Here is a 21948-nt window from a genome sequence, read left to right on the forward strand (position 1 = left end):
GGGACTCAGAGTCCCTCAATGTGCCATTCACGGCTTTCAGCGGACGCCGAGGAGGTGCTCCAGGGCGAGCTGGTTGAGGTGCGTGAAGTGGTAACCCCGCGCCGCGGCCGCGTCGAGGTCGAAGTCGTCCTTCCGCAGGTCGTCCAGCCTCTCGCCCGGGGACAGCGTCGGGGTCGACAGCTCCGGGACGCGGGACGCCGCCAGGGCCTCCACGACCTCCGGGTCGGCGCGGAACTTGCGGGACTTCTCCTTCAGGATCAGGTACGTCCGCATGTTCGCGGCCGCCGAGACCCAGACGTCCGCGGGGTCCTCGGTGCGCAGCGGCTTGTAGTCGAAGTGGCGCGGGCCCTCGTAGCCGCCGTTCTCCAGCAGGTCGACCAGGAAGAACGCGCTCTTCACGTCGCCGTGCCCGAAGATCAGGTCCTGGTCGAACTTCGGGCCGTGCTGGCCGTTGAGGTCGATGTGGAACAGCTTGCCCTGCCACAGCGCCTGCGAGATGCCGTGCACGAAGTTCAGCCCGGCCATCTGCTCGTGCCCGACCTCCGGGTTGAGCCCGAACAGCTCCGGACGCGCGAGCTGCGAGATGAAGCCCAGCGCGTGCCCGATCGTCGGCAGCAGGATGTCGCCGCGCGGCTCGTTCGGCTTCGGCTCCAGCGCGAAGCGCAGCGCATAGCCCTTCTCGACGACGTACTCGGCGAGTGCGTCGAGGCCCTCCTTGTACCGGTCCAGCGCCGCGCGGACGTCCTTCGCGCCGTCGGACTCGGCGCCCTCGCGGCCACCCCAGACGACGTAGGTCTCCGCGCCGAGCTCGGCCGCCAGGTCGATGTTGCGCCGCACCTTGCGCAGGGCGTACCGGCGGACGTCACGGTCGTTGCTGGTCAGGCCGCCGTCCTTGAACACCGGGTGGGTGAACAGGTTCGTCGTCGCCATCGGCACCTTGAGCCCGGTCTCGGCGAGCGCCTTGCGGAACCGCTCGATCGCCTTGTCGCGGTCGGGTTCGGTGGCCAGCAGGTCGTCGTCGTGGAACGTCACCCCGTAGGCACCCAGCTCCGCCAGCCGGTGCACGCTCTCCACCGGGTCCAGCGCCGGCCGGGTGGCGACCCCGAACGGGTCGTTCGCCGGCCAGCCCACGGTCCAGAGGCCGAAGGTGAACTTGTCGGCCGCCTGGGGGGCGTAGTCGTCCATGACTGTCCCTTCATTTAGTTCACGTTGTAGACTAAATAGTGCGCCGCGGGGTCCCGGGCGTCAAGGGCCCGGATAGAGTGCTCGGCAGGAGGGACACGATGACCCAGGCCGTGCGGCACGAGGAGATGCGCGCCCGCAACCTCGAGGTCGTGCTGGGCGAGGTCAGCCGCAACGGCCCGCTGACCAGGGCCGCGCTGGCCGAGCTCACCGGGTTGACCAAGTCCACGGTGAGCAAGCTCGTCGGCGACCTGGTCGACGCCGGGCTGCTCGCCGAAACCGGGCCTGCCCGCGCGGGTGAGCGGGGCCGGCCGGGGGTGGACGTCGTGCTCAGCGGCGCCCGGATCGCCTCCCTCGGCCTCGAGATCAACGTCGACTACCTCGCCGTGCGGGTGCTCGATCTCACCGGCGCGGTCCGGTTCGCCGCACGCCGCGACCGCGACAACCGCGGTTCCCGGCCGAAGAAGGTCCTGGCCGAGCTGCAGGCCCTGGCCGAGGAGGCGATCACCGAAGGGCGCCGGCTCGGGCTCGACCTCGCCGGCGCGGTGCTCGCGGTGTCCGGCCCGGTCGGCGACGGCGTCCTGTTCAGCGCCCCCAACCTCGGCTGGCAGGACGTCCGCGCGGCCGACCTGCTGCGCCTGCCCGTCCCGGTCGAGCTGGACAACGAAGCGAACCTCGCCGCGCTCGGCGAGCTCTGGTACGGCGGCGGCGAGCGTGACTTCCTGTACGTCTCCGGCGAAGTCGGCATCGGCGCGGGCCTGGTCGTCAACGGCGAGCTGTTCGCCGGGCCGCGAGGGCTGGCCGGCGAGCTGGGCCACGTCGTCGTGGCGCCGGACGGTCCCGCGTGCCGCTGCGGCGGGAGCGGCTGCCTGGAGACCTACGCCGGCCAGGAAGCGTTGCTGGCGGCCGGAAGGACGTCGACGGTGGCCGAGCTGCTGGCCGGCCTCGACCGCGGCGACCAGGTCGCCCTGGACGCCTGCGCCGCGGCCGGCCGCGCCCTCGGCGTCGCGCTGACGTCGGCGGTGAACCTGCTCGACCTCGACCGCATCGTGCTCGGCGGCGTGTTCACCCCGCTGTACCCGTGGCTGGCCGAGCCGGTGGCCGGCGTCCTGGCCGCCCGCCTCGGCGGCCTCCGCGCCGCGCCGCCGGTGCTCACGGCGTCACGGCTGGGCGGTGACGCCGCGACGCTGGGTGCGGCGGGCCGGGTCGTGCACCGCGTGCTGGCCGATCCGGCGCCGTTCCTGGTGCGGGCTCAGGAGGCGTAGGCCTCCACTTCGGACGCTTGCCCCGCCGGCCAGCCCGTGTTGCCGGTGAAGGTGAGCTTCAGGTACCGCTGGGACGTCGGCGGAACCGTGATCGTCACGGAGTTCCCGCCGGCCGGATCGAACACGTACCCGGCGGCGGCGCCGCCGTTCACCGAGATCGCCTGGGTCCGGGAACCCCACGACGGCGGCAGTTTCAGCACCACCCGGCCGACGGTCACGGCCGATCCCAGGTCCACGGTCAGCGTCTGCGGGAACGCGTTGTTCGTGCTTTCCCAATAACTCGAAGCGTTTCCGTCCACCGCGTTGCCCGGCGGGAACCCGCCCTGCGAGCCGCTCGCGGAGACGGCCTTGCCCTGAGCGAGGTTGACCGAAGCCGGTGGGGGACCGCCGAGCTGCGCGGCCCAGTAGCGCGTCCGGTCCAGGTAAGCGGTTTCCGACGCCGCACCGGAAGTCCCGTAGGCACCGGCAAAAGTCTCGTACGCCGACGACGGCGGTGACGAGCGGGCCGGTTCGATGATCGAGCCCTCGTGCCATTCGTTGAACGACGTCACCGAAACCCAGTCGGCGTTCGAGGAAAGCGCGTTCTGCCATTCGCGGTCGTAGGTGGCACCGTCGTCGCGGCCGAGAGTCGGGGTCGTGTTGCCCGGCACCGCGCGGTCGTCGTTGTAGCCGGGACCGACCGAAGGCGCCCACACCAGGCCGTTCGCGTCGCAGTAGGCGCTCGCGTCGCGCCACCCGGGCGCCGTCGCCCCGGCGATCGCGTCGTAGGTGTACATCCCGCCGAAGTGCGCGACCTTGCTCGTGTCCGTGGTCTGCGCCAGCACGATCGCCGACGAGCGCACCTGGTCCAGCGCCGTCCAGTCCGTGGTGCGCAGGCTTTCGAAGACGTAGAACGCGCCGCGGCCGCCCTCGCGGTAGAAGGCGGGGCTCGCACCGTAACGGCTGGTCAGGTACCCGATGTCGGCCACGGTGGACGAAGCCGTCCGCCCGCTGTACGGCTCGAGGTGCCAGGCGACCTTGATCCCGTGGCGTGCCGCGGCTTCGAGCACGCCGGCGGCCAGACCGTCCTCATAGGACCCCTGACCCCACCAGCTGTAGACGATCACCCCGGCGCCGGACTGCTCGATCCACCGCATGTGCTGCTCGACCGCACCCGGGAAGTCGCCGGAGTCGTACGGGCCGAGCGACGGGTAGAAGTTCGCGCCGATGTCGGCGGGCGGCGTGTGGCCGCCCTGGTCCCAGTGGCGATACGTGCCACCGCTGTTGCCGTACCAGGGGTAGTAGAACAGGTGGGTCCGGCTCGAAAGCGCCGCGGCGTGCGCGATCCCCGGCACCGTGGCGGCCAGGAGCAGGAGCGCGGCGAAGAACGTCGAAATCCGTCGCATGGGGACCCTCTCGGGATTCGGGGTGTTCCAGACCATACGGACGCCACGCGAAATCCCGCAACGGTTCCACCGACATACGCAAACTTGCGTCGGAAAGCCACCAGGAAAGCCGCCCGGAACGCGAAAACCGCCCCGGGCGAACCCGGGGCGGTTTCCGTTCAGCGGGACGGAACTAGCTCACGGCGGTGATCTGCACCAGCGAGCTGCCGACCGTGACACCGGTGTCGGTCTGCACGGTCAGCTGACCGCGCAGGACACGCCCGGCCGCCGGGGCGGCGGTGGCGGTGACCGTCGCCGGCACCGTCCACGAGCTGCCCGAGGCGTGCGCCGCGACCGGGTCGGTCAGGGCGATCGAACCGAACGCCGGGTTGGTGAACACGTCGACGTAGTCGTACTGCGTGGTGCCGGACGGCACCGCGTACCCGTCGACCAGGGCGACCCAGGTGCCCGCCGCCGGGTTGGCGACCGTCACCGACTCCTCCGAGTCACCGTCGGCGCTCACCGCCGCCTGCACGCAGGTGCCGGTGGTGCAGTTGTACAGCACCAGGTCCAGGTCGGCGCCCACGTCGGAGGTGTTCCCGATCGTGGCCGTCAGCGACGTCGAGCCCGGCGTCACCGCGATCTGGTACTGCTGCTGTGCGCCTCCGGCGATCGTCGGCCGCGACACCTTCGCGCTGCCCAGCGTGGCGCCGAGCAGGTGCCCGGTGAACGCGCCGAGCGTGTTCGTCACGGTGTAGGACCGCGCGATCGGCGTGTTCAGCGTGGCGGACGCGATCGTGTCCGGGTTCGGCGTGATCGTCGTGCCCAGCACCGAAGCGCTCAGCTTGTACGCCGCGTTGTCCACATCCGACGTCCGGCGCGCCTCGACGACGATCTCCCAGACCCCCGGCTGCGGGTTGGCGAACGTCCGGCTGGTCGGCGTGCCGCCGGGGCAGCCCGCACCCGCGTCGGGCAGGTAGCAGTACGTCGTGGACGTGCTCGCCTCGGCCGGGACGCCGGTCGGGTCGTAGCGCAGGAACCGCACCTGGCCCTTGCCCGGGGCGCCGCCGCCGGCGTCCAGGTCCACCTTCAGCGCGCTGGCGCCCTGGGGCACCTTCACGAAGTAGCTGGTCGCCTGGTTGCGGGCGATCTTGCCGGACACGTCGACCTGGTACCCCTGGGCGGCGGTGAACTCCTGCGGCGCGAAGACCGTGTTCAGGGTCTGCACGTCGATGCCGACGGTCAGCGGGTTGTCCAGGTACAGCAGCGCCGAGTGCACGCCGGCGTTCTTCGGGTTCACCTTGACCGGGAAGGTCACCGGCTTGTTCAGCGGCACCGCGACGGTGCCGGCCGAGGAGAACGTGCCGTCGTCGCCGACCCACCGCGCGAAGTAGAGCACGGGGTTGGCCGAGCCCGACGTCCGCGTGATCGTGTACGTCCGGGTGTAGGCCTTGCCGGTGGTCACGCCCTCGCGGTCGTGGATGCCGACGCCGGTGTTCGGCGTCGCCAGCAGGTTCGACTGCACCGTGTGGACCTCGACCGACGTCGAGACGGCGTCCGGCTTCGGGTTGAGCGACAGCGCGACGAACGCGGCCGGGACGTTGAACAGGCCCGCGCCCTGGGCGTAGGCGCCGATGCCCGGCACGAACCGCGCGGTCGACTTGATCGCCGAACGCAGCTGCGCGACCGGCGGCCGCTGGCCGTTGTGCGTCGCCTTGTACGCGCTCACCAGCAGCGCGGCCGCACCGGTCGCCTGGGGCGAGGCCATCGACGTGCCCTGCAGCATCGCGTAGCCGGCCGGCAGGCTGTACGTGCCGGCGACCGGGCCCGGCGCCTCCCAGCGCGGGGTGGTCGAGATCGCCGCGCCGGGCGCGACGATGTCCGGCTTGAAGCCACCGTCCTCACGCGGGCCGCGCGAGGAGAACGGGTGCATCGACTCGGGCGCCTGGGTCTTCGAACCGTAGTCCGCGAGCCAGGTCTCCTTGGTGATGTAGGAGCCCACCGAGATCGCGTCCGTGGCCACCGACGGGTCGCCGACGGTGTTCGCCCCGGCGCCGCTGTTGCCGGCCGAGATGAAGATCTGGACGTTGTACTCGGCGATCGTGCGGTTGTAGAGCTCCGCGCGGGCGTTGTTGCCGTCGTTGAGCGAGGGCAGGCCGCCGATCGAGATGTTGATGACGTCCGCGCCGTGGCTGGCCGCGTAGACGACACCGTCGATCAGGCCGCTCGAGGTGCAGGCCGCGCCGGTGAGGCAGACCTTGACGGCCAGGACCTTCGCGCCCGGGGCGGCGCCGTCCATCTTGCCGCCGAACAGGTCGTTGCCGGTGGCGATGCCCGCGACGTGCGAGCCGTGCTCGGCGCCGGCGATGCCGATGCCGACGAAGCCCGGCTTGTCGGTCTGGACGACGAAGGCCATCCGCTCGGCGATGTCGGTCGCCGGGTTGTCGGTGCCGAAGAAGCCGACGTCGTAGTTGGTCTTGTAGTCGGTCATCGGCTTGTCGTCGGTGAAGTCACCGTTGCCGTTGAGGTCGACGCGGACCTGCTTGGTCGCCGGGTCGAGCAGCACGCCCCAGGAGTCGGCGCGGTCGCCGTCGCGGTTGATGTCACCGCCGGTCTCGCTGTCGGCGGCACCGAGGTCGCCCGCGGTCTCGCTGAACGCGCCGAACGTGTACGGGCCGCCGGTGGCCGGCGCCGTCCAGGTCTTGCCGTTCGCGGTGAAGGTGCCGGTGTAGGTCTGGGTGGACTGCTTGACCCAGGTGCCGTCACCGGAGTTGGTGGCGTTGGCGTTGTACCAGTCGACGATCTTGCGCTCGCCGTGGCTGGTCTTCGCCAGCGCGGGGGTGTCGAGGTCGACACCGGAGTCCAGCACCGCGACCGTGGTGTCCTTGCCGTCCCAGTTGGGCAGGACCTGGCCGAACTGCGCGGCGTAGGTGTCACCCGTCGGGAGGTACGGGTTCACCCGCGGGGTGTTCTTGCCCGGCGCGGGCTGCGGCAGCGGGGTGGTCGCGCCGTCGGGCTTCGGGTCGTCGCGCACGATGAGCCCGTCGACGTCGACGGCGCTGACCGACTTGAGCTTCGCGGCCTTGCCGGCGTTCCCCGTCGGGATGCTCACCTTGACGTAGTCGAGCTTGGTGTCGGTCGACTGGACGACCCCGCCGAGCGCCTTGAGCTCGTTCACGGCGGCGCCGGTCTGGCCCTTCTCGGCCGCGACCAGCAGGGTCACGTCGGGCTTGCCGGCCTTCTCGGCCTCGGCGACGAGCGTGCGGTCGTGCGCGTCGAGGGCCTTGCTGTCGTCGGCGGTCCCGGCGGTGAGCGGGGCCTGCTGGGCGGACGCCACCGGAACGGCGATGCCGAGGACGGAGGCGCCGAGAGCGGTGGCGAGGACGGTGATCCCGGCCCGCCGTCTCCAGCTGGATCTGAGCTGTGTCACTGCGTGAGCCCTTCGTGAAGTGATGCTTGCCAGCAGTACACATCGCGGGATGATCCGCAGCAATAAGACACTTAGCCCATCACCCGCAATTGGTTGCGGGCCGAATGGCCTAACGCGATCACCGGTTGGGCGGCAACGGGATGTGCCGCTCAGAGGTCACTCGTCCACTCTTGCTATATGCGCGTATAGCGAGCTACATTCACGTATAGTACTTCGCCAAGGGGGTAGCCGTTGAGCAGGGAGATCTCGTCCGGTTGACGGAATCATCCGACACCGAAGACGACGCCGGCGACGGCCGGCCCCTGTCGCGCCACACCCGTCGACGTGGCACCCGACGGCCGGGTGGCGAGCCGCGTGCGTACATAACGATCTGCCTGCTCGACCACGGCCCTGCGCATCCGGGAGCTGCACCATGACCGATCACCCACCGCCCGAAGACCTCACCGCGCGGGCCCGGATCCGCGACGCCGCCATCCGCCTGTTCACCGAAAAGGGCATGGAGAAGACGTCGATCCTGGACATCGCGCAGGCCGCCGGCGTCTCCGGCGGCCTGATCAGGCACCACTTCGGCTCCAAGGACGGCCTGCGCAAGGCGTGCGACGCCCACGTCTTCGACGAGCTGCTGCGGTTCAAGGAGGAGATGCTGGAGAAGGGGCACGCGAACCCCGGGTTCATCCCCACCTTCGACGCCCGCCAGCTGCTGTTCCGGCGGTACCTGGGCCGCGGCATGATCGACGGCTCCGACGCCGCCGCCGAGCAGTTCCGGGAGATCGTCGACGGCACCGAGCAGTACTTCCGCGACACCGGGCTGGACCTGCCCGACCCGCGGGCCGCCGCCGCCGCGCTCGCCGGCATGACCGGCGGGCTGATGATCCTGCAGGACCACATCGCGCGGGCGCTCGGCGAGGAGCCGGGCACCCACGAGGCGATGCTCCGCATGATGGCCGCCGCCGGGCACATCTTCACCAGCCCGCTCGCCACCCCCGAAGTTCTCGAGAAGGCCCGCGCAGCGCTGGCCAACTACCCAAGAAAGGAATGACGATGGCCGAAGCGATCACCGCCGACGGCCTCACCAAGGCGTTCGGCCGGACACGGGCCCTCGACGGGCTCGACCTGACCGTCCACACCGGCGAGGTGCACGGGTTCCTCGGACCCAACGGCGCCGGCAAGACCACCACGATCCGCGTCCTGCTGGGGCTGATGCGGGCCGACGGCGGCCGCGCCACCCTGCTCGGCGGGAACCCCTGGACCGACGCGACCGAGCTGCACAAGCGCCTCGCGTACGTGCCCGGCGACGTCACGCTCTGGCCCAACCTCACCGGCGGCGAGGTGATCGACCTGCTCGGCCGGCTGCGCGGCGGGCTCGACGCCGGGCGCCGGGACGCCCTGGTCGAGCGGTTCGACCTCGACCCGCGCAAGAAGGGCCGGACGTACTCGAAGGGCAACCGGCAGAAGGTCGCGCTGGTCGCCGCGCTGGCGTCCGACGTGGAGCTGCTGGTGCTCGACGAGCCGACGTCCGGGCTCGACCCGCTGATGGAAGAGGTCTTCCGCCAGGTGATCGAGGAGGAACGCGAACGCGGCGACCGGACCGTGCTGCTGTCCTCGCACATCCTTTCCGAGGTCGAGGCGCTGTGCGACCGCGTCACGATCATCCGCGCCGGCCGGACGGTCGAGTCCGGCACGCTCGACGAACTGCGGCACCTGGGCCGCGTCACCATCGACGCCTCGCTCGAACGGGTTCCGGCGGATCTGGCGTCCCTGCCCGGGATCCACGACCTGAGCACGTACGGCTCGCACGTCCACCTCTCGGTCGACCAGTCCGCTTTGGACGGTGTGATGCGGCACCTGGCCGACGCGGGGCTGCGCAACCTGGTGAGCCGGCCGCCGACGCTCGAGGAACTGTTCCTGCGCCACTACCAGCACGACGAGCCGATCGGTGCGGCGCGATGACCGGCACCGGGTCGCTGCTGCGGCTGGTGCTGCGCCGCGACCGGCTGCTCATGCCGCTGTGGATCGTCTGCCTGACGGTCGCGCCGATGGGCTACCTGTCGTCGATCAAGGCGGCTTACCCGGACGCGGCGGCGCGGCAGCACTTCTACGACATCAGCGCCACCAGCGCGACGTTCGTGGTCCGCAACGGCCCGCTGCACGGCTCGTCCGTCGGCGAGCTGCTGGCCTGGCAGTGCGGGTTCGTCCCGGTCGTCGTCGGGCTGATCGCGCTGCTCACCGTCGTCCGGCACACCCGGACCGAGGAGGAGGCGGGCCGGCGGGAGCTGACCGGCGCGACCGTCGTCGGACGGCACGCCGGGCTCGTCGCGGCGGTGCTCGCCGCGTGCGGTGCCTGCCTGGGCTACGGGCTGCTGGTGGCCCTCGGCGTGGCGGCGCAAGGGGTTCCGGTGGCCGGGGCGCTCGCGCTGGGCCTCGGGTTCACCCTGACCGGCTGGGTCTTCGCCGGTGTCGGCGCGGTCGCCGCGCAGCTCACCTGGGGCGCGAGCGGCGCGCGGGGCGTCGGGATCGGCGTGCTGGTGCTGGCGTTCCTGCTGCGCGCGGCCGGCGACAGCAGCGCGACGACCGGCGGGTCGGCGGGCTGGCTCGCGTGGCTGTCGCCGATCGGCTGGGCGCACCGGCTGCGGCCGTTCGCGGGGGAGCAGTGGTGGGTGCTGCTCCTGGGGGTCGCTTTCACCGGCGTGCTGGTCGGGGGCGCGGTGTTCCTGTCGGCCCGGCGCGACCTCGGCGCGGCGCTGCTGCCCGCGCGTCCCGGGCGTCCGGCGGCGAAGGCGTCCCTGCGCTCGCCGCTGGCGCTGGCCTGGCGGCTGCAGCGGGGGACGCTGCTGGTCTGGACCGGGTGCCTGGCGCTGGTCGGGCTGCTGATGGGCGGGGTCGCGCAGAACGTCGCGGACATGGTGCGGGACAACAAGGCCGTCGCCGACGTCTTCGCACGGCTCGGCGGCGGAGGTGCGGTGATGGACGCGTACCTGGCCGGGACGATGACGTTGTTCGGCCTCGCGGCGGCGGGTTACGCGGTGCAGGCGACGCTGAAGCTGCGCGCCGAAGAGGCGGCCGGACGGGCGGAACCGGTGCTGGCCACGGCGGTCGGCCGGATCGGCTGGGCGGCGGCGCACCTGGTGTTCGCGCTGCTGGGTTCGGCGTTCGTGCTGGCGGTGACGGGACTGGCGACCGGCGTGGCCTACGGCGACGGCGCACGCCTGGTCCCCGCGGCGCTGGCCCAGCTGCCCGCGGTGTGGGTCCTGGCGGGCCTGGCGGCGGCCCTGATCGGCTTCCTGCCCCGCTTCGCGGCGGCGGCTTGGGGCCTGCTCGGCGCGTTCCTGCTGCTGTCCCTGGTCGGCACGGCCCTGCAGTGGAACGACGTGGTGCTGGGAATCTCGCCGTTCGCCCACCTGCCACGCCTCCCGGGCGGCAAGTTCTCGGCGACCCCGCTGTTCTGGCTGATCCTGATCGCCGCAGTAGCCGGCATCGGCGGCCTGGCCGCGCTGCGGCGCCGTGACATACCAGTGGGCTAAAGCCGTGAATGGCCCATTGAGGGACTCAGAGTCCCTCAATGGGCCATTCACGGACTTCGGCGGCAACCGAGGGAGTCGAACCCTGCGCGGCTTGTGAAGGCGGCGCCCATGGACCGGCCCTGACCCTTCGGCGGGCGACGGCTGCCAGTGCTTTCAACGGTAGGTGATACCCAGATATTTCCCATCTCACGCTGTGCTTCACCCGACCGTGACCCGCCTGGCAAAGTAGGGCCATGGACGATCTTCTGCTGCGCCGCGTGCGCCCGGGGCTCGGCGGCGAGCTCGCGGACGTGCGCGTGACCGACGGCCGTGTCACCTCGATCACGGCACCCGGGTCGGCCGGGTTCGCGGCGCGGATCGTCGACGGCCACGGCGGCACGCTGCTGCCCGGCCTGGTCGACGCGCACGTCCACCTCGTGCAGTGGGCGACGTTCCGGCGCCGGATCCCGCTGCAGGCCGCGCGGTCGGCGGGGGAGGCGGTCGAGCTGCTGCTGGCGCACCTGCTGGCGACGCCGTCGCAGCCGGAGGAACTGGTCGTGGGCGCGGGTTTCCGTGACGCGCTCTGGCCGGACAAGCCGCACAAGGAGCTGCTGCAGCGCGCGCTGCCCGGGCGCGCGGTGGCGTTGTTCAGCGCGGATCTGCACACGCTGTGGCTGAGCCCGGCGGCGCTGAGGCTGATCGGGCGGGAGCACCCGACGGGCGTGCTGCTGGAGAACGACTGCATGAGCGCGACGGCCCAGCTGCCGAGCGCCGCCGTCGACGTCCAGGACCAGTGGGTCGCCGAAGCGGTGCGCGCGGCGGCGGTGCGCGGGGTGACCCGGATCGTCGACTACGAGTACGCCGACACCGTCACGGACTGGACGCGACGGCTTTCCCGCGGGGCGCCGGCGGCCCGGATCTCGTGCGTCATCGCGCGGCACCTGCTGGACCAGGCCGTCGAACGCGGCCACCGCACCGGTGACGTCCTCCCGGACTCCGGCGGGCTGCTGACGGTGGGCCCGTTCAAGCTCTTCGTCGACGGCTCCCTGAACACGCGCACGGCGTACTGCCACGACCCGTACCCGGACGGGGATTCGCGGGGGCTGCTGGAACTCCCGCCGGACGAGCTGGTCGCACTGCTGCGCCGGGCGTCGTCGCACGGGCTGGTCCCGGCCGTCCACGCGATCGGCGACCAGGCCAACACGATCGCTCTGGACGCGTTCGAGGAGGCCGGCTGCGCGGGCCGCATCGAGCACGCCCAGCTGCTCACACCCGCGGACGTCGCGCGGTTCGCCGCCCTCGGCGTCGTCGCCGCGGTGCAGCCCGCCCATCAGCCGGACGACCGCGACGTCGCGGACCGCCACTGGCCCGACCGGACGTCGCGCGCGTTCCCGTACCGGTCGCTGCTGGACGCGGGCGCCCGCCTGGAACTGGGCTCGGACGCCCCGGTCGCGCCGCTGGACCCGTGGGACGGGATCGCCTCGGCGGTCTCCCGCACCGACGACGACCGCCCGCCCTGGCACCCGGAGCAGTCGATCCCGTTCGCCGACGCCCTGGCGGCGGCCTCGGGCGGTCGCCGGGGTGTCGCGGTGGGAGACGTCGCGGACCTGATGGTGACGGCGGCGGACCCGGCTTCCCTGGCCCCGTCGGACCTCCGGCACCTCCCGGTGACGGCGACCATCCGGCCCGGCCGGGTGACCCCCCTGTTCTCAGGTGAACCGTTTGGGTTGGGTCGCGGGTGGTTTTTGTGAAACTATCGAGTTGCGCATCAACCACTTCGAAAGGTGCCTGACCATGGACACGACCGCGCTGCGCAGTGCCTACGAGAAGTTGTTCGAAGCGGCGGCGACTCCGGACCTCGGTGCCGCCGCCGACGGCGGGTGGAACGCCGACCAGGTCCTGGCCCACGTCCTCAGCGTGGACGCCGCCGTCTCCGCGGTCGCCCTGGGCGTGGTCTCGGGATCGCGTCCCGCGTTCGACAACCGCGTCGCGCTCGACCCCGCGAACCTCGGCCGGATCATCGCCGGGCACACCGGCCGGGCCCACCTCGCCGAGGGTGTCCGGAAGCAGGCCGGGATCCTTTGCGACATCGCCGATTCCCTCGACGAGCAGGCGGCTTCGGTGCTGGTGCCGGCGTTCCTCATGTCGGGCGACGCGCTCGTGCTGGACCAGCCGGTTCCGCTGGCGGCGCTCATCGACGGCCTCGCCGAGGACCACGTCCCGGTCCACACCCGGCAGATCCTCGCGCTGAGGGGGTGAGCCCGCACATATCCGGCCAATCCTCGTCCGTGGGTCTTGACCTGTCCGGTGGACAACGTCCAGGATTCACCCACAGTCTGACAACGTTGTCACAGGAGGAACCGGATGAGAGCGCGCAAGCGCGTCCTGGCCGTCACGCTCGCCGGGGTGACCGCCGTCGCCCTCGCGGCCCCCGCGCAGGCGGCGCACCAGCCCAGCTTCGCCGACGACCCGACCACGCTCGTCGACACGTCGATCGGCAACAACGGGGACGGCACCACCTTCCCGGGCGCCACCACGCCGTTCGGCATGGTGCAGCTCAGCCCGGACACCCAGCTCAAGAAGTACGCGTCCTACGACTACGCGCAGGACACCACCCTCGGCTTCAGCCACACGCACCTCTCCGGGGTCGGCTGCCAGACCATGGGCAACTTCCGGTTCATGCCGACCACCGGCGCCGTCACCAGCAGCGACCCCGCGCAGTACGGCGCGAAGTTCAGCCACGCCAACGAAACCCGCCAACCGGGCTACTACGGCGTCAAGCTCGACAACGGCATCAACGCCGAGCTCTCCGCAACGCAGCGGACCGGCCAGCACCGCTACACCTACCCGGCCGGGGCAACGAGCGAGAACGTCCTCATCGAGGTCGGCGAGAGCAACGGCTACACCTACGCCGGGGACGTCCACGTCGTCGGCGACGACACCGTCGAGGGCTGGCTGCAGGGCGGTAACTTCTGCTGGGAGACGCAGAAGGAGCGCTACAAGGTCTTCTTCAGCGCGAAGTTCGACCGCAAGTTCACCAGCTTCGGCACCTGGACGGACAACAAGCTCACGCCGAACCAGCGTGACGCGAGCCTCGGCAGCCAGCGCGCCGGTGCGTGGCTGAGTTTCGGCACCGACAAGAACCAGGTCGGCGCGTCCGTCGGCCTGTCCTACACCTCGGTCGACGGCGCCCGGCTGAACCGGAAGACCGAGCAGCCCCGCTCGTTCGACAAAGCGCGCAAGACCGCGCACGACACCTGGGAAGACGAGCTGAACCGGATGCGCGTCGCCGGCGGGACCACCGCCGACCAGCGCACCTACTACAGCGCGCTCTACCGCTCGCTGCTGCACCCGTCCGTCGGGTCCGATGTGGACGGTTCCTACCGCGGTTTCGACGACGCCGTGCACCGCAGCCGGGACACCTACTACCAGATGTTCTCGCTGTGGGACACCTATCGCTCGCAGAACCAGCTCGTCGCGCTGCTGCACCCGGACAAGGCCGCGGACATGACCAAGTCCGTCCTCAAGATCTACCAGGACGGCGGCTGGGTGCCCCGCTGGGCGCTGGCCGGCGGCGAGACGAACGTGATGAGCGGCGACCCCGTGACACCGTGGGTGGTCGACAACTACCGGCGCGGCCTCCTCGACGACCGGACCGCCCGCCAGCTGTTCGACGCGTTGTGGCGCAACGCCAACGAGGTCCCGGCGGACCAGTCGATCTTCCGCGGCCGCGATGGCAACCCGACCTACGTCAAGAACGGCTGGATCGGCTACCAGGACGTCCCCGGCTACACCTTCGGTGACACCCGCCAGGCCGGCTCCGCGACGCTCGAATACGCCCTCGCCGACTGCGCACTGTCCACAATGGCGTCTGGCCTGGGTTACCGCGACAAGGCGAAGACGCTCCAGGCCCGCTGCGGCAACTTCTCGAAGCTGTGGGACACCGGCGTCGAATCCCACGGCTTCACCGGCTTCCCGCGCACGAAGGCGGCGGACGGCACCGGCGTCGGCGATCCCGACCCGGCCCAGTCGACCGGGTTCCACGAGGGCACGCCGTGGCAGTACCAGTGGCTCGCCCAGCAGGACCCGGCGAAGCTGTTCGGCCTGATGGGCGGGGCGGACCAGGCCCAGAAGCGGCTCGACACGTTCTTCGACATGCCGTTGCTGCTCACCGACCCGGCGAAGGCGGCCAAGGACTCCTGGGTCCACGGCGCGTACGACTACCACAACAACTTCGCCTTCAACCCGAACAACGAGCCCGACTTGCACGCGCCGTGGATGTACAGCTGGACGGGCGCGCCCTGGAAGACGTCGGCCGTCCTGCGCGCGGCTCGGACGCTCTTCACCGACACGCCCTACGGCATGCCGGGAAATGACGACCTCGGCACCATCTCCTCGTGGCTCGTCTTCGGCATGACGGGGATCTTCGAGGCCCAGCCCGGCTCCGGGACGTACCTGCTCAGCGCCCCGATGTTCGAGAAGGTCGAGATCCACCCGGACCACGGCCGCAAGCTCGAAATCGAGGCGCCCGGCGCGAGCGCGTCGAAGCTGCAGTACCCGCAGGACGTCCGGATCGGACAGCGCGGCTACGACCGCAGCTGGATCTCGCACGAGGACCTGTTGCGTGCGGGCAAGATCCGCTTCTCCCTGAGCGAGACCCCGACCGCGTGGGGCACGAAGTCGGCTCCGCCTGCGCTGTGATCGGTCCCTGGCGGCGGATACGCTCGGCCCATGCCGACGCCCGCCGCCAGGGACCGCATTCTCGACACCGCCAGCCGGCTGTTCGACCGGTACGGCGTGCGCGCGGTCGGGATGCAGCAGATCATCGACGACTGCGGGTGCGGCAAGAACACGCTCTACCGCCGGTTCGCGAGCAAGGACGACCTGGTCGTGGCGTACCTGAGGCGCTGCGGTGACGACTGGCAGCGGCTCTTCGACGCGGCGCAGGTGTCCGCTTCGGACCCGGCGGACCAGCTGGTCGAACTGGTCCGCGCGGTCGGGGCGCGGGCCGTCGCGCCGGGGGCCCGCGGGGGTCCACTGCGGACGACCCTCGCCGAATACGCGGACTCCGGGCATCCGGTCCACCGCGTCGCCGAAGCCCACTTCGTCCGGGTTCGTACGCAGGTGCGTGGATTGGCGGCGGCGACCGGTGCGGCGGACCCGGACGAGCTGGCCGACCGTCTCCTGCTGATCCTCGACGGCCTGTACGCGAACGGCCCGGCCTTCGGTGAGGCAGGCGCCCGGACGGCGGTCGCGTTCGCCGAAGACGTTCTCCGGTCCGCGCGGCCCCCTGCACGTGCGCTGATCCGCCGTTCGTGCTGAGGTGGGGGTATGCCCGACACGAAACCGACGGCGACCGAGCGGTTCTTCCGGATCGCGATCGCGATCAAGGGGCTCGACGGGGCCCTGCAGGTCGTCGGGGCGCTGATCCTCGCGTTCATCCCGGCCTCGACCGTCAGCGGGTTCACCCACGCCGTGATCACCCGTGACCTGCTGGGCGACCCGTCGGGCACGCTCGCGCGGCACCTCGAATCGGCGACCGAGAACTTCCTGCACGGCGACACGAAGACGTTCGCCGTCGCCTACCTGCTGGCCCACGGCCTGATCAAGCTGGGGCTGGTGTGGGCGCTGGCACGCAAGATCGTCCGCGCCTACCCGATCGCCGCGGTGATCCTCGCCGCGTTCGTCGTCTACGAGGTCTGGCGCGCGATCCACACCCACTCGATCGCGCTACCGTTCTTCGCCGCCCTCGACGTGATCATCATCGTCCTCGTGCTGCGCGAATACCGGCAGCTGAAGCGCGAACGAGCCTCATGACGCGCATTTCGCCACCGACCGTCAATCCGGGCCGGCTTCACGCGGCGACGGGAAATCGCACCGTCTTGCTGTCCGCCTCCACGGCTTCGGCGTAAAGGGCGGTCGCGTTGTCCGATCCGCCACGGGCGATCGCGGCTTCGACCAGGTCAGCGGGGCCTTGGCCGGGATTGGTGAGTATCGCGCGGATCGTGTTCGCGCTCAGCGGCTTGTGCACGCCGTCACTGGTCAGCAGCAGTCCGCCGGACGGCATTTCGGCCGTGCCGATCTCGTGCGGTTTCGTGGTGCGGACGCTCGTGGTGACGACGTGTTCCATCCGCGGCGTCACCGGCTGGTGGTGGGCGCGGAAGTATTCGGCGAGGGTGTGGTCGGTGGTCAGGCGGCGCAGCGTGGCGCCGTCCCAGGCGTACGCGCGGGCGTCGCCGACCCAGGCGATGCGGTAGCCGCCGTCGAACGGCATGGCGACCACGAGCACGGCGTCGCCGTAGCTGCGTTCGCGGACGGCCCGCTGCGCGGCGAGCACGGCCTCGACGGGTCCTTTGTGGACAGGCGTGCGGGCGGCGGCCGCGGCGGCGACCCGGGCGGCCTGCGCGGCGGCGGAATCGTCGCCGACGCCGTCGGCGAGGGCGAAGACGACGCCCGGCCCGCCGGCCGCGGCGTAGGCGCCGACGGCGTCGGCGTTGTGCGAACGGGGGCCCTGCGCACTCGCGGTGTGCCAGCGCGGATAGCCCGGACGGGTGGTGATCATCGCGGCCTCCTCATCCCTGTGCCCTCCATGGTCCGCGCCGATCCTGTGGCCCGTCTGAGACTTTCCTGTGCCCGCGGTGTCAGTCCCGGTGCCATGGGAACGGGGTGGGGAATGGAGTTCCGGATCCTGGGGCCGCCGGCGGCGTTGCCGCCGGCTCGAGGCCGAGTGGTGCAGACTGTCCCGCTGGGCAGTACGGACCCGGCGATGATCTTGAGCAGGCTCCTTTTTCTGTACGATCATGCTGGTGGATGACGGGCGTGCCATCGAGAACTTGATCTACACCTATGCGTCACTGGTGGACGCGGGAGACTTCGCCGCTGTCGGCTCGCTGTTCGCCTCGGGTTCGTTCGTCGGCAGCGGCGGCGTGGCCCGCGGCTCTTCCGGCGTCACGCGCATGCTGCAGTCGACGGTGATCCTGTACTCGGACGGCACGCCCCGGACGAAGCACGTGACAACGAACGTGTCGATCTCGCTAACGGGGGAGACGGCGGTCTCACAGGCGTACTTCACGGTGCTGCAGGCGGTCCCCGACTTCCCCCTGCAGACAATCGCGGCGGGCCGGTACCGGGACAGCTTCACCCGCACCTCGGGCGAGTGGCACTTCACGGAACGCGCGGTGACGGTCGACCTGGTCGGCGACATCAGCCACCACCTGCGCGCAAAAGGGTCGTGAGTGGGAAACAGTGTGCTAACCCTGTTTCCCGCTCACGACCCTCAGGCCGCACTCACTTCTGCAGGTCGTAAACCGTGGATCCGTCCACCGTCGTGGCGGTGAAGTTCGCCGTCACCCAGTCGGTGATCTCGCTCGATCCGCCGCCGGGGCCACCGCCGCGGCCGCCGTCGATGAAGTACTTCACCTCGCCCGCCGCAACGTACGCCTTGAACTCGTCCAGGGTCGGGGCCGGGTCCGAGCCGCTCCAGCCGCCGATGCCGATCACCGCCTTGCCGCTCGCCAGCTCCAGCGAGGCCGCGCTCTGCGAACCCGTTGTCGCTGCCGCCCACTTGGTGGTGGTAGAAGCGAGCAACTGACCGACGGCGCTGGAAGCGGACTCGTCGCCGCCACCGAAGCCGCCCATCGCGCTCGACGTCGGGCCTGACGTCGGGATCGAACCGCTGTGGGCCACCGATGCCGTCTCGACGCCGTAAGCGGCCGAAGAAACGCCCAGCGTCAGCACCACCGCGGCGGCGAGCACCGCCACCGCGCGGCGGACCGGCGGCACACCCATCACCAGCACCGTGCCCACCAGCACGCCGAGCACCGCGATGATCCAGCGCAGCGCCGGGAACCAGTCCGGCGTGCGGTCGAGCAGGATGAACGACCACACCGCCGTCGCCACGACCATCCCGGCCAGCACCGCCCGCGGCGCCAGGTTCGCGCGGCCCTGCCACAGCGCGCGGCCCGAGATCGCGACCATCGCGGCGATCGCCGGGGCGAGCGCGACCGAGTAGTACGGGTGGACGATGCCGCTCATGTAGCTGAACACCAGCGCCGTCACGACCATCCAGCCGCCCCACAGCACCAGCGCCAGGCGCGTCCGGTCGGTGCGCGGCGCCCGCCGGGTGAACCACAGCCCCGCGACCAAACCGATCAACGCCGCCGGCAGCAGCCACGAGATCTCCACGCCGAAGCTCGAGCCGAACATCCGGAACAGCCCGGACGTCCCACCGAAGCCGGTGTTGCCGCCCATGCCGCCGCCACCGCCCGGACCGCCGCCTTCGCCGCCGCCGAAGATGCGCGACAAACCGTTGTAGCCCAAGGCGAGTTCGAGCAGACTGTCCCCTTCGGACCCGCCGATGTACGGCCGGGACGCCGCCGGCCACAGGTCGACCAGCGCGATGAACCAGCCCGCCGAGACGACCAGCGCGACGACCGCGCCGCCGAGGTGCAGCAGCCGCTTGCCCAGCGACGTCGGCGCCGCGATCAGGTACACCAGGCCGAACGCGGGCAGTACCAGGAACGCCTGCATCATCTTCGTCAGGAAGCCGAACCCGATCGCCACACCGGCCAGCGCGAGCCAGCCGGGGCTCGCCTTTTCCGTGGCCCGCACGACGAAGTAGGCCCCGGCGACCATCAGCAGCACGAGCAGCGCGTCCGGGTTGTTGAAGCGGAACATCAGCGCCGCCACCGGCGTCACCGCGAGCAGCGCACCCGCCATGAGCCCGGCGACCGGCCCGGACGTCCGTTTCACCGCCAGGTAAAGGATGCCGACGGACGCGACGCCCATCAAGGCCTGCGGCGCCAGCACGGTGAAGCTGGAGAAACCGAAGATCCGCGCGAACGCCGTCCCGACCCACAGGGCCGCGGGCGGCTTGTCGACGGTCAGGACGTTGCCGGAGTCGAGCGAGCCGAACAGCCAGGCCTTCCAGCTCTGCGTGCCGGACTGCACGGCGGCGGCGTAGAACGAGTTGCCGAAGCCGGACGCGGTCAGGTTCCAGAAGTACAGCACGGCGGTCGCGGCCAGCAGCCCGAACACCGACGGGCGGACCCAGCGCGGGGGCGCGTGCGCCGCGGAATCCTTGCGGTGGCGCGGTTCCTGCGTCACGGGGCCGGACAGGACGGCGGTCATCAGTACTCCTTCTGGGTGGCGGCCTGGCGGCGCGGGTTGAACACCCAGCCGCGCAGGAGCAGGAACCGGAGGACCGTGGCGGCGAGGTTCGCCAGCACGAGCACGCTGATCTCCAGGACCAGGCCGGGGGTGGTGGATCCGTTGAGCAGGGCGAGCGCGCCGCTGGTCAGCGCCAGGCCGAGACCGAAGACGATCAGCCCTTCGAACTGGTGACGCCCGGCGCCGGAGCGGCCCCGGATGCCGAACGTGAGACGGCGGTTGAGCGCGGTGTTCGCGATCGCCGTCACCAGCAGTGCGGTGAAGTTCGCGGGCTGCGCGCCGACGGCCGTGCGCAGCAGCAGGAACAGCACCAGGTACGCGAGTGTGCTGCTGACGCCGATCGCGGCGAACCGCACGAGCTGGGTGACCAGCCGCGGCGGCACCCCGGGCGCCTCGACGCCGATCGGCTGCCGGCCGAGCTGCTCGCGCAGCCGGCTGATCGGGATCTCGCCGGTGAACGTCGCCTTGGTGACGCGGGCGATGCCCTTCAGGTCCGCGGTGGCCGTCTTCACGATGTTGACGGACGAGTCGGGATCGTCGACCCAGTCGACGGGCACCTCGTGGATCCGCAGCCCGGCGCGTTGCGCGAGGACGAGCAGCTCGGTGTCGAAGAACCAGCCGGTGTCCTCGACGTGGGGGAGCAGCTCGCGGGCGACGTCCGCGCGGATGGCCTTGAAACCGCACTGGGCGTCGCTGAACTTCGCCGCGAGCGTCGAGCGGAGGATCAGGTTGTAACAGCGGGAAATGAACTCGCGCTTCGGCCCCCGCACCACGCGCGCTCCCCGGGCGAGCCTGCTGCCGATGGCGAGGTCGGAGTGCCCGGACAGCAGCGGCGCGACGAGCGGCGCCAGCGCGGCCAGGTCGGTGGAGAGATCGACGTCCATGTAGGCGAGGACGGCGGCGTCGGAGGCCCGCCAGACGGTGTTGAGCGCGCGGCCGCGGCCCTTCTCGTCGAGGTGGCAGACCTCGACCTCGGGGAACTCCCGGGCCAGCCGCTCCGCGACCTGCAGGGTCGTGTCGGTGCTCGCGTTGTCGGCGACGGTGATCCGGTACGGGTAGGAGACGTGTTCGGCCAGGTGCGCGTGCAGCCGGCGGATGCACGGTTCGAGGTCGGTCTCTTCGTTGTAGACCGGGATGACGACGTCGAGAACCGGCTGCGGGCCGGCCAGATCGACCGGGACGGTCCCGGGCCGCGAAGCGGAGGCGGTGGCTGTCATGACGACCACGGTCGCCTGTTCCGCTTTGGTGACCGTGTGATCGCCCTGTGCGGTTGCTGTGCGCCGTGTCCGGCGCCCACCAGGTGGGCGCCGGACACGGCCGGATCAGCTGTGCACCCGCAGTGGGACGATCTCCTGCGGGTTGCTCCGTTGCGCCGGTACCCACCGCGGCGGTGCGGTGCACACCGCCACCGTCGCCAGGCTCGCGAACCGCGGATGGCGCTCGACGAAGACCTCCGTGGCGAAGCACGCCGAAGCGATCAGCTTGCGAGCCTGGTGGATCTGCCGGAACTCCAGGCCGGCCGGGCAGAACACGGTGACGAGGATTTCGCCGTCCCGCTCGCGAGTCCAGAGGATCGCCGGGCGGCGGCCGTCCAGGGTGCAGACGCGGGCCCTGGTGAACGTGGCCCGCAGGCGGTGCTGCACCACGATCGCGCGCAGCCGGCCGCGCAGGTAGCGGCGGCCGGCGCGCCAGTAGAAGATCCAGTTGAACGCGCCGGCCAGCGCCACCGTGGACCAGAGCGGGCCGAGCCACTGGAAGAGCACCACGAGCGCGTACGGCAGCAGGGTGACCGCCGCGATCTCGTAGCGCCAGTGGTACGCCCACAGGATCGGGTTGGCGCGCTTCACCGGGGTGAGCTGCCGGGCCAGCTCGGTGACGTGCTCGGGAGTGTGCTTGCGGGTCATGTCCGTGCTCCTCTCCAGCCGTGGGGGGGGGCGGCCCCCCGCCCCCCGCCCCCCCCCCCCCCCACCGAACAACAAACACAAAAAAAAACAAAAAAAAAAACAAAAACAAAAACACACCACACGAACACAAAACAG

The 21948-nt window shown here is 71.1% G+C and carries 17 protein-coding genes; 10 read left to right on the forward strand and 7 right to left on the reverse strand.

Annotated features, from left to right (window positions below; translation table 11 throughout):
- Window positions 1–36: 36 nt before the first annotated feature.
- The gene (gene xylA, locus ACGFMK_RS11420; RefSeq protein WP_392760717.1) at window positions 37–1185 is read right to left on the reverse strand and encodes a xylose isomerase; all 1149 of its coding nucleotides are present in this window, start codon (window positions 1183–1185) and stop codon (window positions 37–39) included.
- 98 nt (window positions 1186–1283) lie between these two features.
- Between xylA and ACGFMK_RS11425 the strand changes: the two genes are divergently transcribed.
- Window positions 1284–2447: an ROK family protein gene (locus ACGFMK_RS11425; protein ID WP_392760720.1), complete on the forward strand. Its 1164-nt coding sequence runs from the start codon at window positions 1284–1286 to the stop codon at window positions 2445–2447.
- Here the strand turns inward: ACGFMK_RS11425 and ACGFMK_RS11430 are convergent.
- Window positions 2435–3832 (reverse strand): discoidin domain-containing protein, encoded by a 1398-nt coding sequence (locus ACGFMK_RS11430; protein ID WP_392760723.1) that lies wholly within the window; start codon window positions 3830–3832, stop codon window positions 2435–2437. The two genes, ACGFMK_RS11425 and ACGFMK_RS11430, sit on opposite strands and share 13 nt — an antisense overlap.
- Window positions 3833–4004: 172 nt before the next feature.
- Window positions 4005–7241, reverse strand: a complete 3237-nt coding sequence (locus ACGFMK_RS11435) for a S8 family serine peptidase (RefSeq protein ID WP_392760725.1) — start codon at window positions 7239–7241, stop codon at window positions 4005–4007.
- 412 nt (window positions 7242–7653) lie between these two features.
- Here ACGFMK_RS11435 and ACGFMK_RS11440 point away from each other — a divergent pair, with 412 nt between their 5' ends.
- The 8 genes from ACGFMK_RS11440 (at window position 7654) to ACGFMK_RS11475 (ending at window position 16558) form a co-directional block, all read left to right on the forward strand.
- Complete coding sequence (locus ACGFMK_RS11440) at window positions 7654–8280, forward strand: TetR family transcriptional regulator (RefSeq protein ID WP_392760728.1); 627 nt, start codon at window positions 7654–7656, stop codon at window positions 8278–8280.
- On the forward strand, window positions 8277–9191 hold the full coding sequence (locus ACGFMK_RS11445; RefSeq protein ID WP_392760731.1) for an ATP-binding cassette domain-containing protein: 915 nt from the start codon (window positions 8277–8279) through the stop codon (window positions 9189–9191). The genes ACGFMK_RS11440 and ACGFMK_RS11445 overlap by 4 nt, the downstream gene beginning before the upstream one ends.
- Window positions 9188–10762 (forward strand): ABC transporter permease, encoded by a 1575-nt coding sequence (locus ACGFMK_RS11450; protein ID WP_392760734.1) that lies wholly within the window; start codon window positions 9188–9190, stop codon window positions 10760–10762. Before ACGFMK_RS11445 ends, ACGFMK_RS11450 begins: the two co-directional genes overlap by 4 nt.
- A 233-nt stretch (window positions 10763–10995) precedes the next feature.
- A complete protein-coding gene (locus ACGFMK_RS11455; RefSeq protein ID WP_392760737.1) occupies window positions 10996–12492 on the forward strand; it encodes an amidohydrolase in 1497 nt (498 codons plus the stop codon).
- Window positions 12493–12535: 43 nt separating this feature from the next.
- Entirely contained in the window at window positions 12536–13000 is a 465-nt protein-coding gene (locus ACGFMK_RS11460) for a hypothetical protein (protein ID WP_392760739.1), read from the forward strand.
- A gap of 105 nt (window positions 13001–13105) precedes the next feature.
- Complete coding sequence (locus tag ACGFMK_RS11465; protein WP_392760741.1) at window positions 13106–15442, forward strand: GH92 family glycosyl hydrolase; 2337 nt, start codon at window positions 13106–13108, stop codon at window positions 15440–15442.
- Window positions 15443–15472: 30 nt separating this feature from the next.
- Window positions 15473–16063 (forward strand): TetR/AcrR family transcriptional regulator, encoded by a 591-nt coding sequence (locus tag ACGFMK_RS11470; RefSeq protein WP_392760743.1) that lies wholly within the window; start codon window positions 15473–15475, stop codon window positions 16061–16063.
- Window positions 16064–16072: 9 nt separating this feature from the next.
- A complete protein-coding gene (locus ACGFMK_RS11475) occupies window positions 16073–16558 on the forward strand; it encodes a DUF2127 domain-containing protein (RefSeq protein WP_392760745.1) in 486 nt (161 codons plus the stop codon).
- A gap of 37 nt (window positions 16559–16595) precedes the next feature.
- On the opposite strand, the gene ACGFMK_RS11480 is transcribed toward ACGFMK_RS11475, so the two are convergent.
- Window positions 16596–17303, reverse strand: a complete 708-nt coding sequence (locus ACGFMK_RS11480) for a PP2C family protein-serine/threonine phosphatase (RefSeq protein WP_392760748.1) — start codon at window positions 17301–17303, stop codon at window positions 16596–16598.
- A gap of 238 nt (window positions 17304–17541) precedes the next feature.
- Between ACGFMK_RS11480 and ACGFMK_RS11485 the strand changes: the two genes are divergently transcribed.
- The gene (locus tag ACGFMK_RS11485) at window positions 17542–17976 is read left to right on the forward strand and encodes a nuclear transport factor 2 family protein (RefSeq protein ID WP_392760750.1); all 435 of its coding nucleotides are present in this window, start codon (window positions 17542–17544) and stop codon (window positions 17974–17976) included.
- Between the two features lie 52 nt (window positions 17977–18028).
- Here the strand turns inward: ACGFMK_RS11485 and ACGFMK_RS11490 are convergent, their stop codons facing one another.
- The 3 genes from ACGFMK_RS11490 to ACGFMK_RS11500 all read right to left on the reverse strand — a co-directional run bounded on the left by ACGFMK_RS11490 (window position 18029) and on the right by ACGFMK_RS11500 (window position 21813).
- Window positions 18029–19870: an ArnT family glycosyltransferase gene (locus ACGFMK_RS11490; protein WP_392760754.1), complete on the reverse strand. Its 1842-nt coding sequence runs from the start codon at window positions 19868–19870 to the stop codon at window positions 18029–18031.
- Window positions 19870–21126 (reverse strand): glycosyltransferase, encoded by a 1257-nt coding sequence (locus tag ACGFMK_RS11495; RefSeq protein WP_392760757.1) that lies wholly within the window; start codon window positions 21124–21126, stop codon window positions 19870–19872. Before ACGFMK_RS11495 ends, ACGFMK_RS11490 begins: the two co-directional genes overlap by 1 nt.
- A 105-nt stretch (window positions 21127–21231) precedes the next feature.
- Window positions 21232–21813, reverse strand: coding sequence for a hypothetical protein (locus ACGFMK_RS11500; protein ID WP_392760760.1), 582 nt, complete (start codon window positions 21811–21813; stop codon window positions 21232–21234).
- Window positions 21814–21948 lie beyond the last annotated feature (135 nt).

It is taken from the genome of Amycolatopsis sp. NPDC049252, assembly GCF_043197175.1.
GTDB lineage: Bacteria > Actinomycetota > Actinomycetes > Mycobacteriales > Pseudonocardiaceae > Amycolatopsis.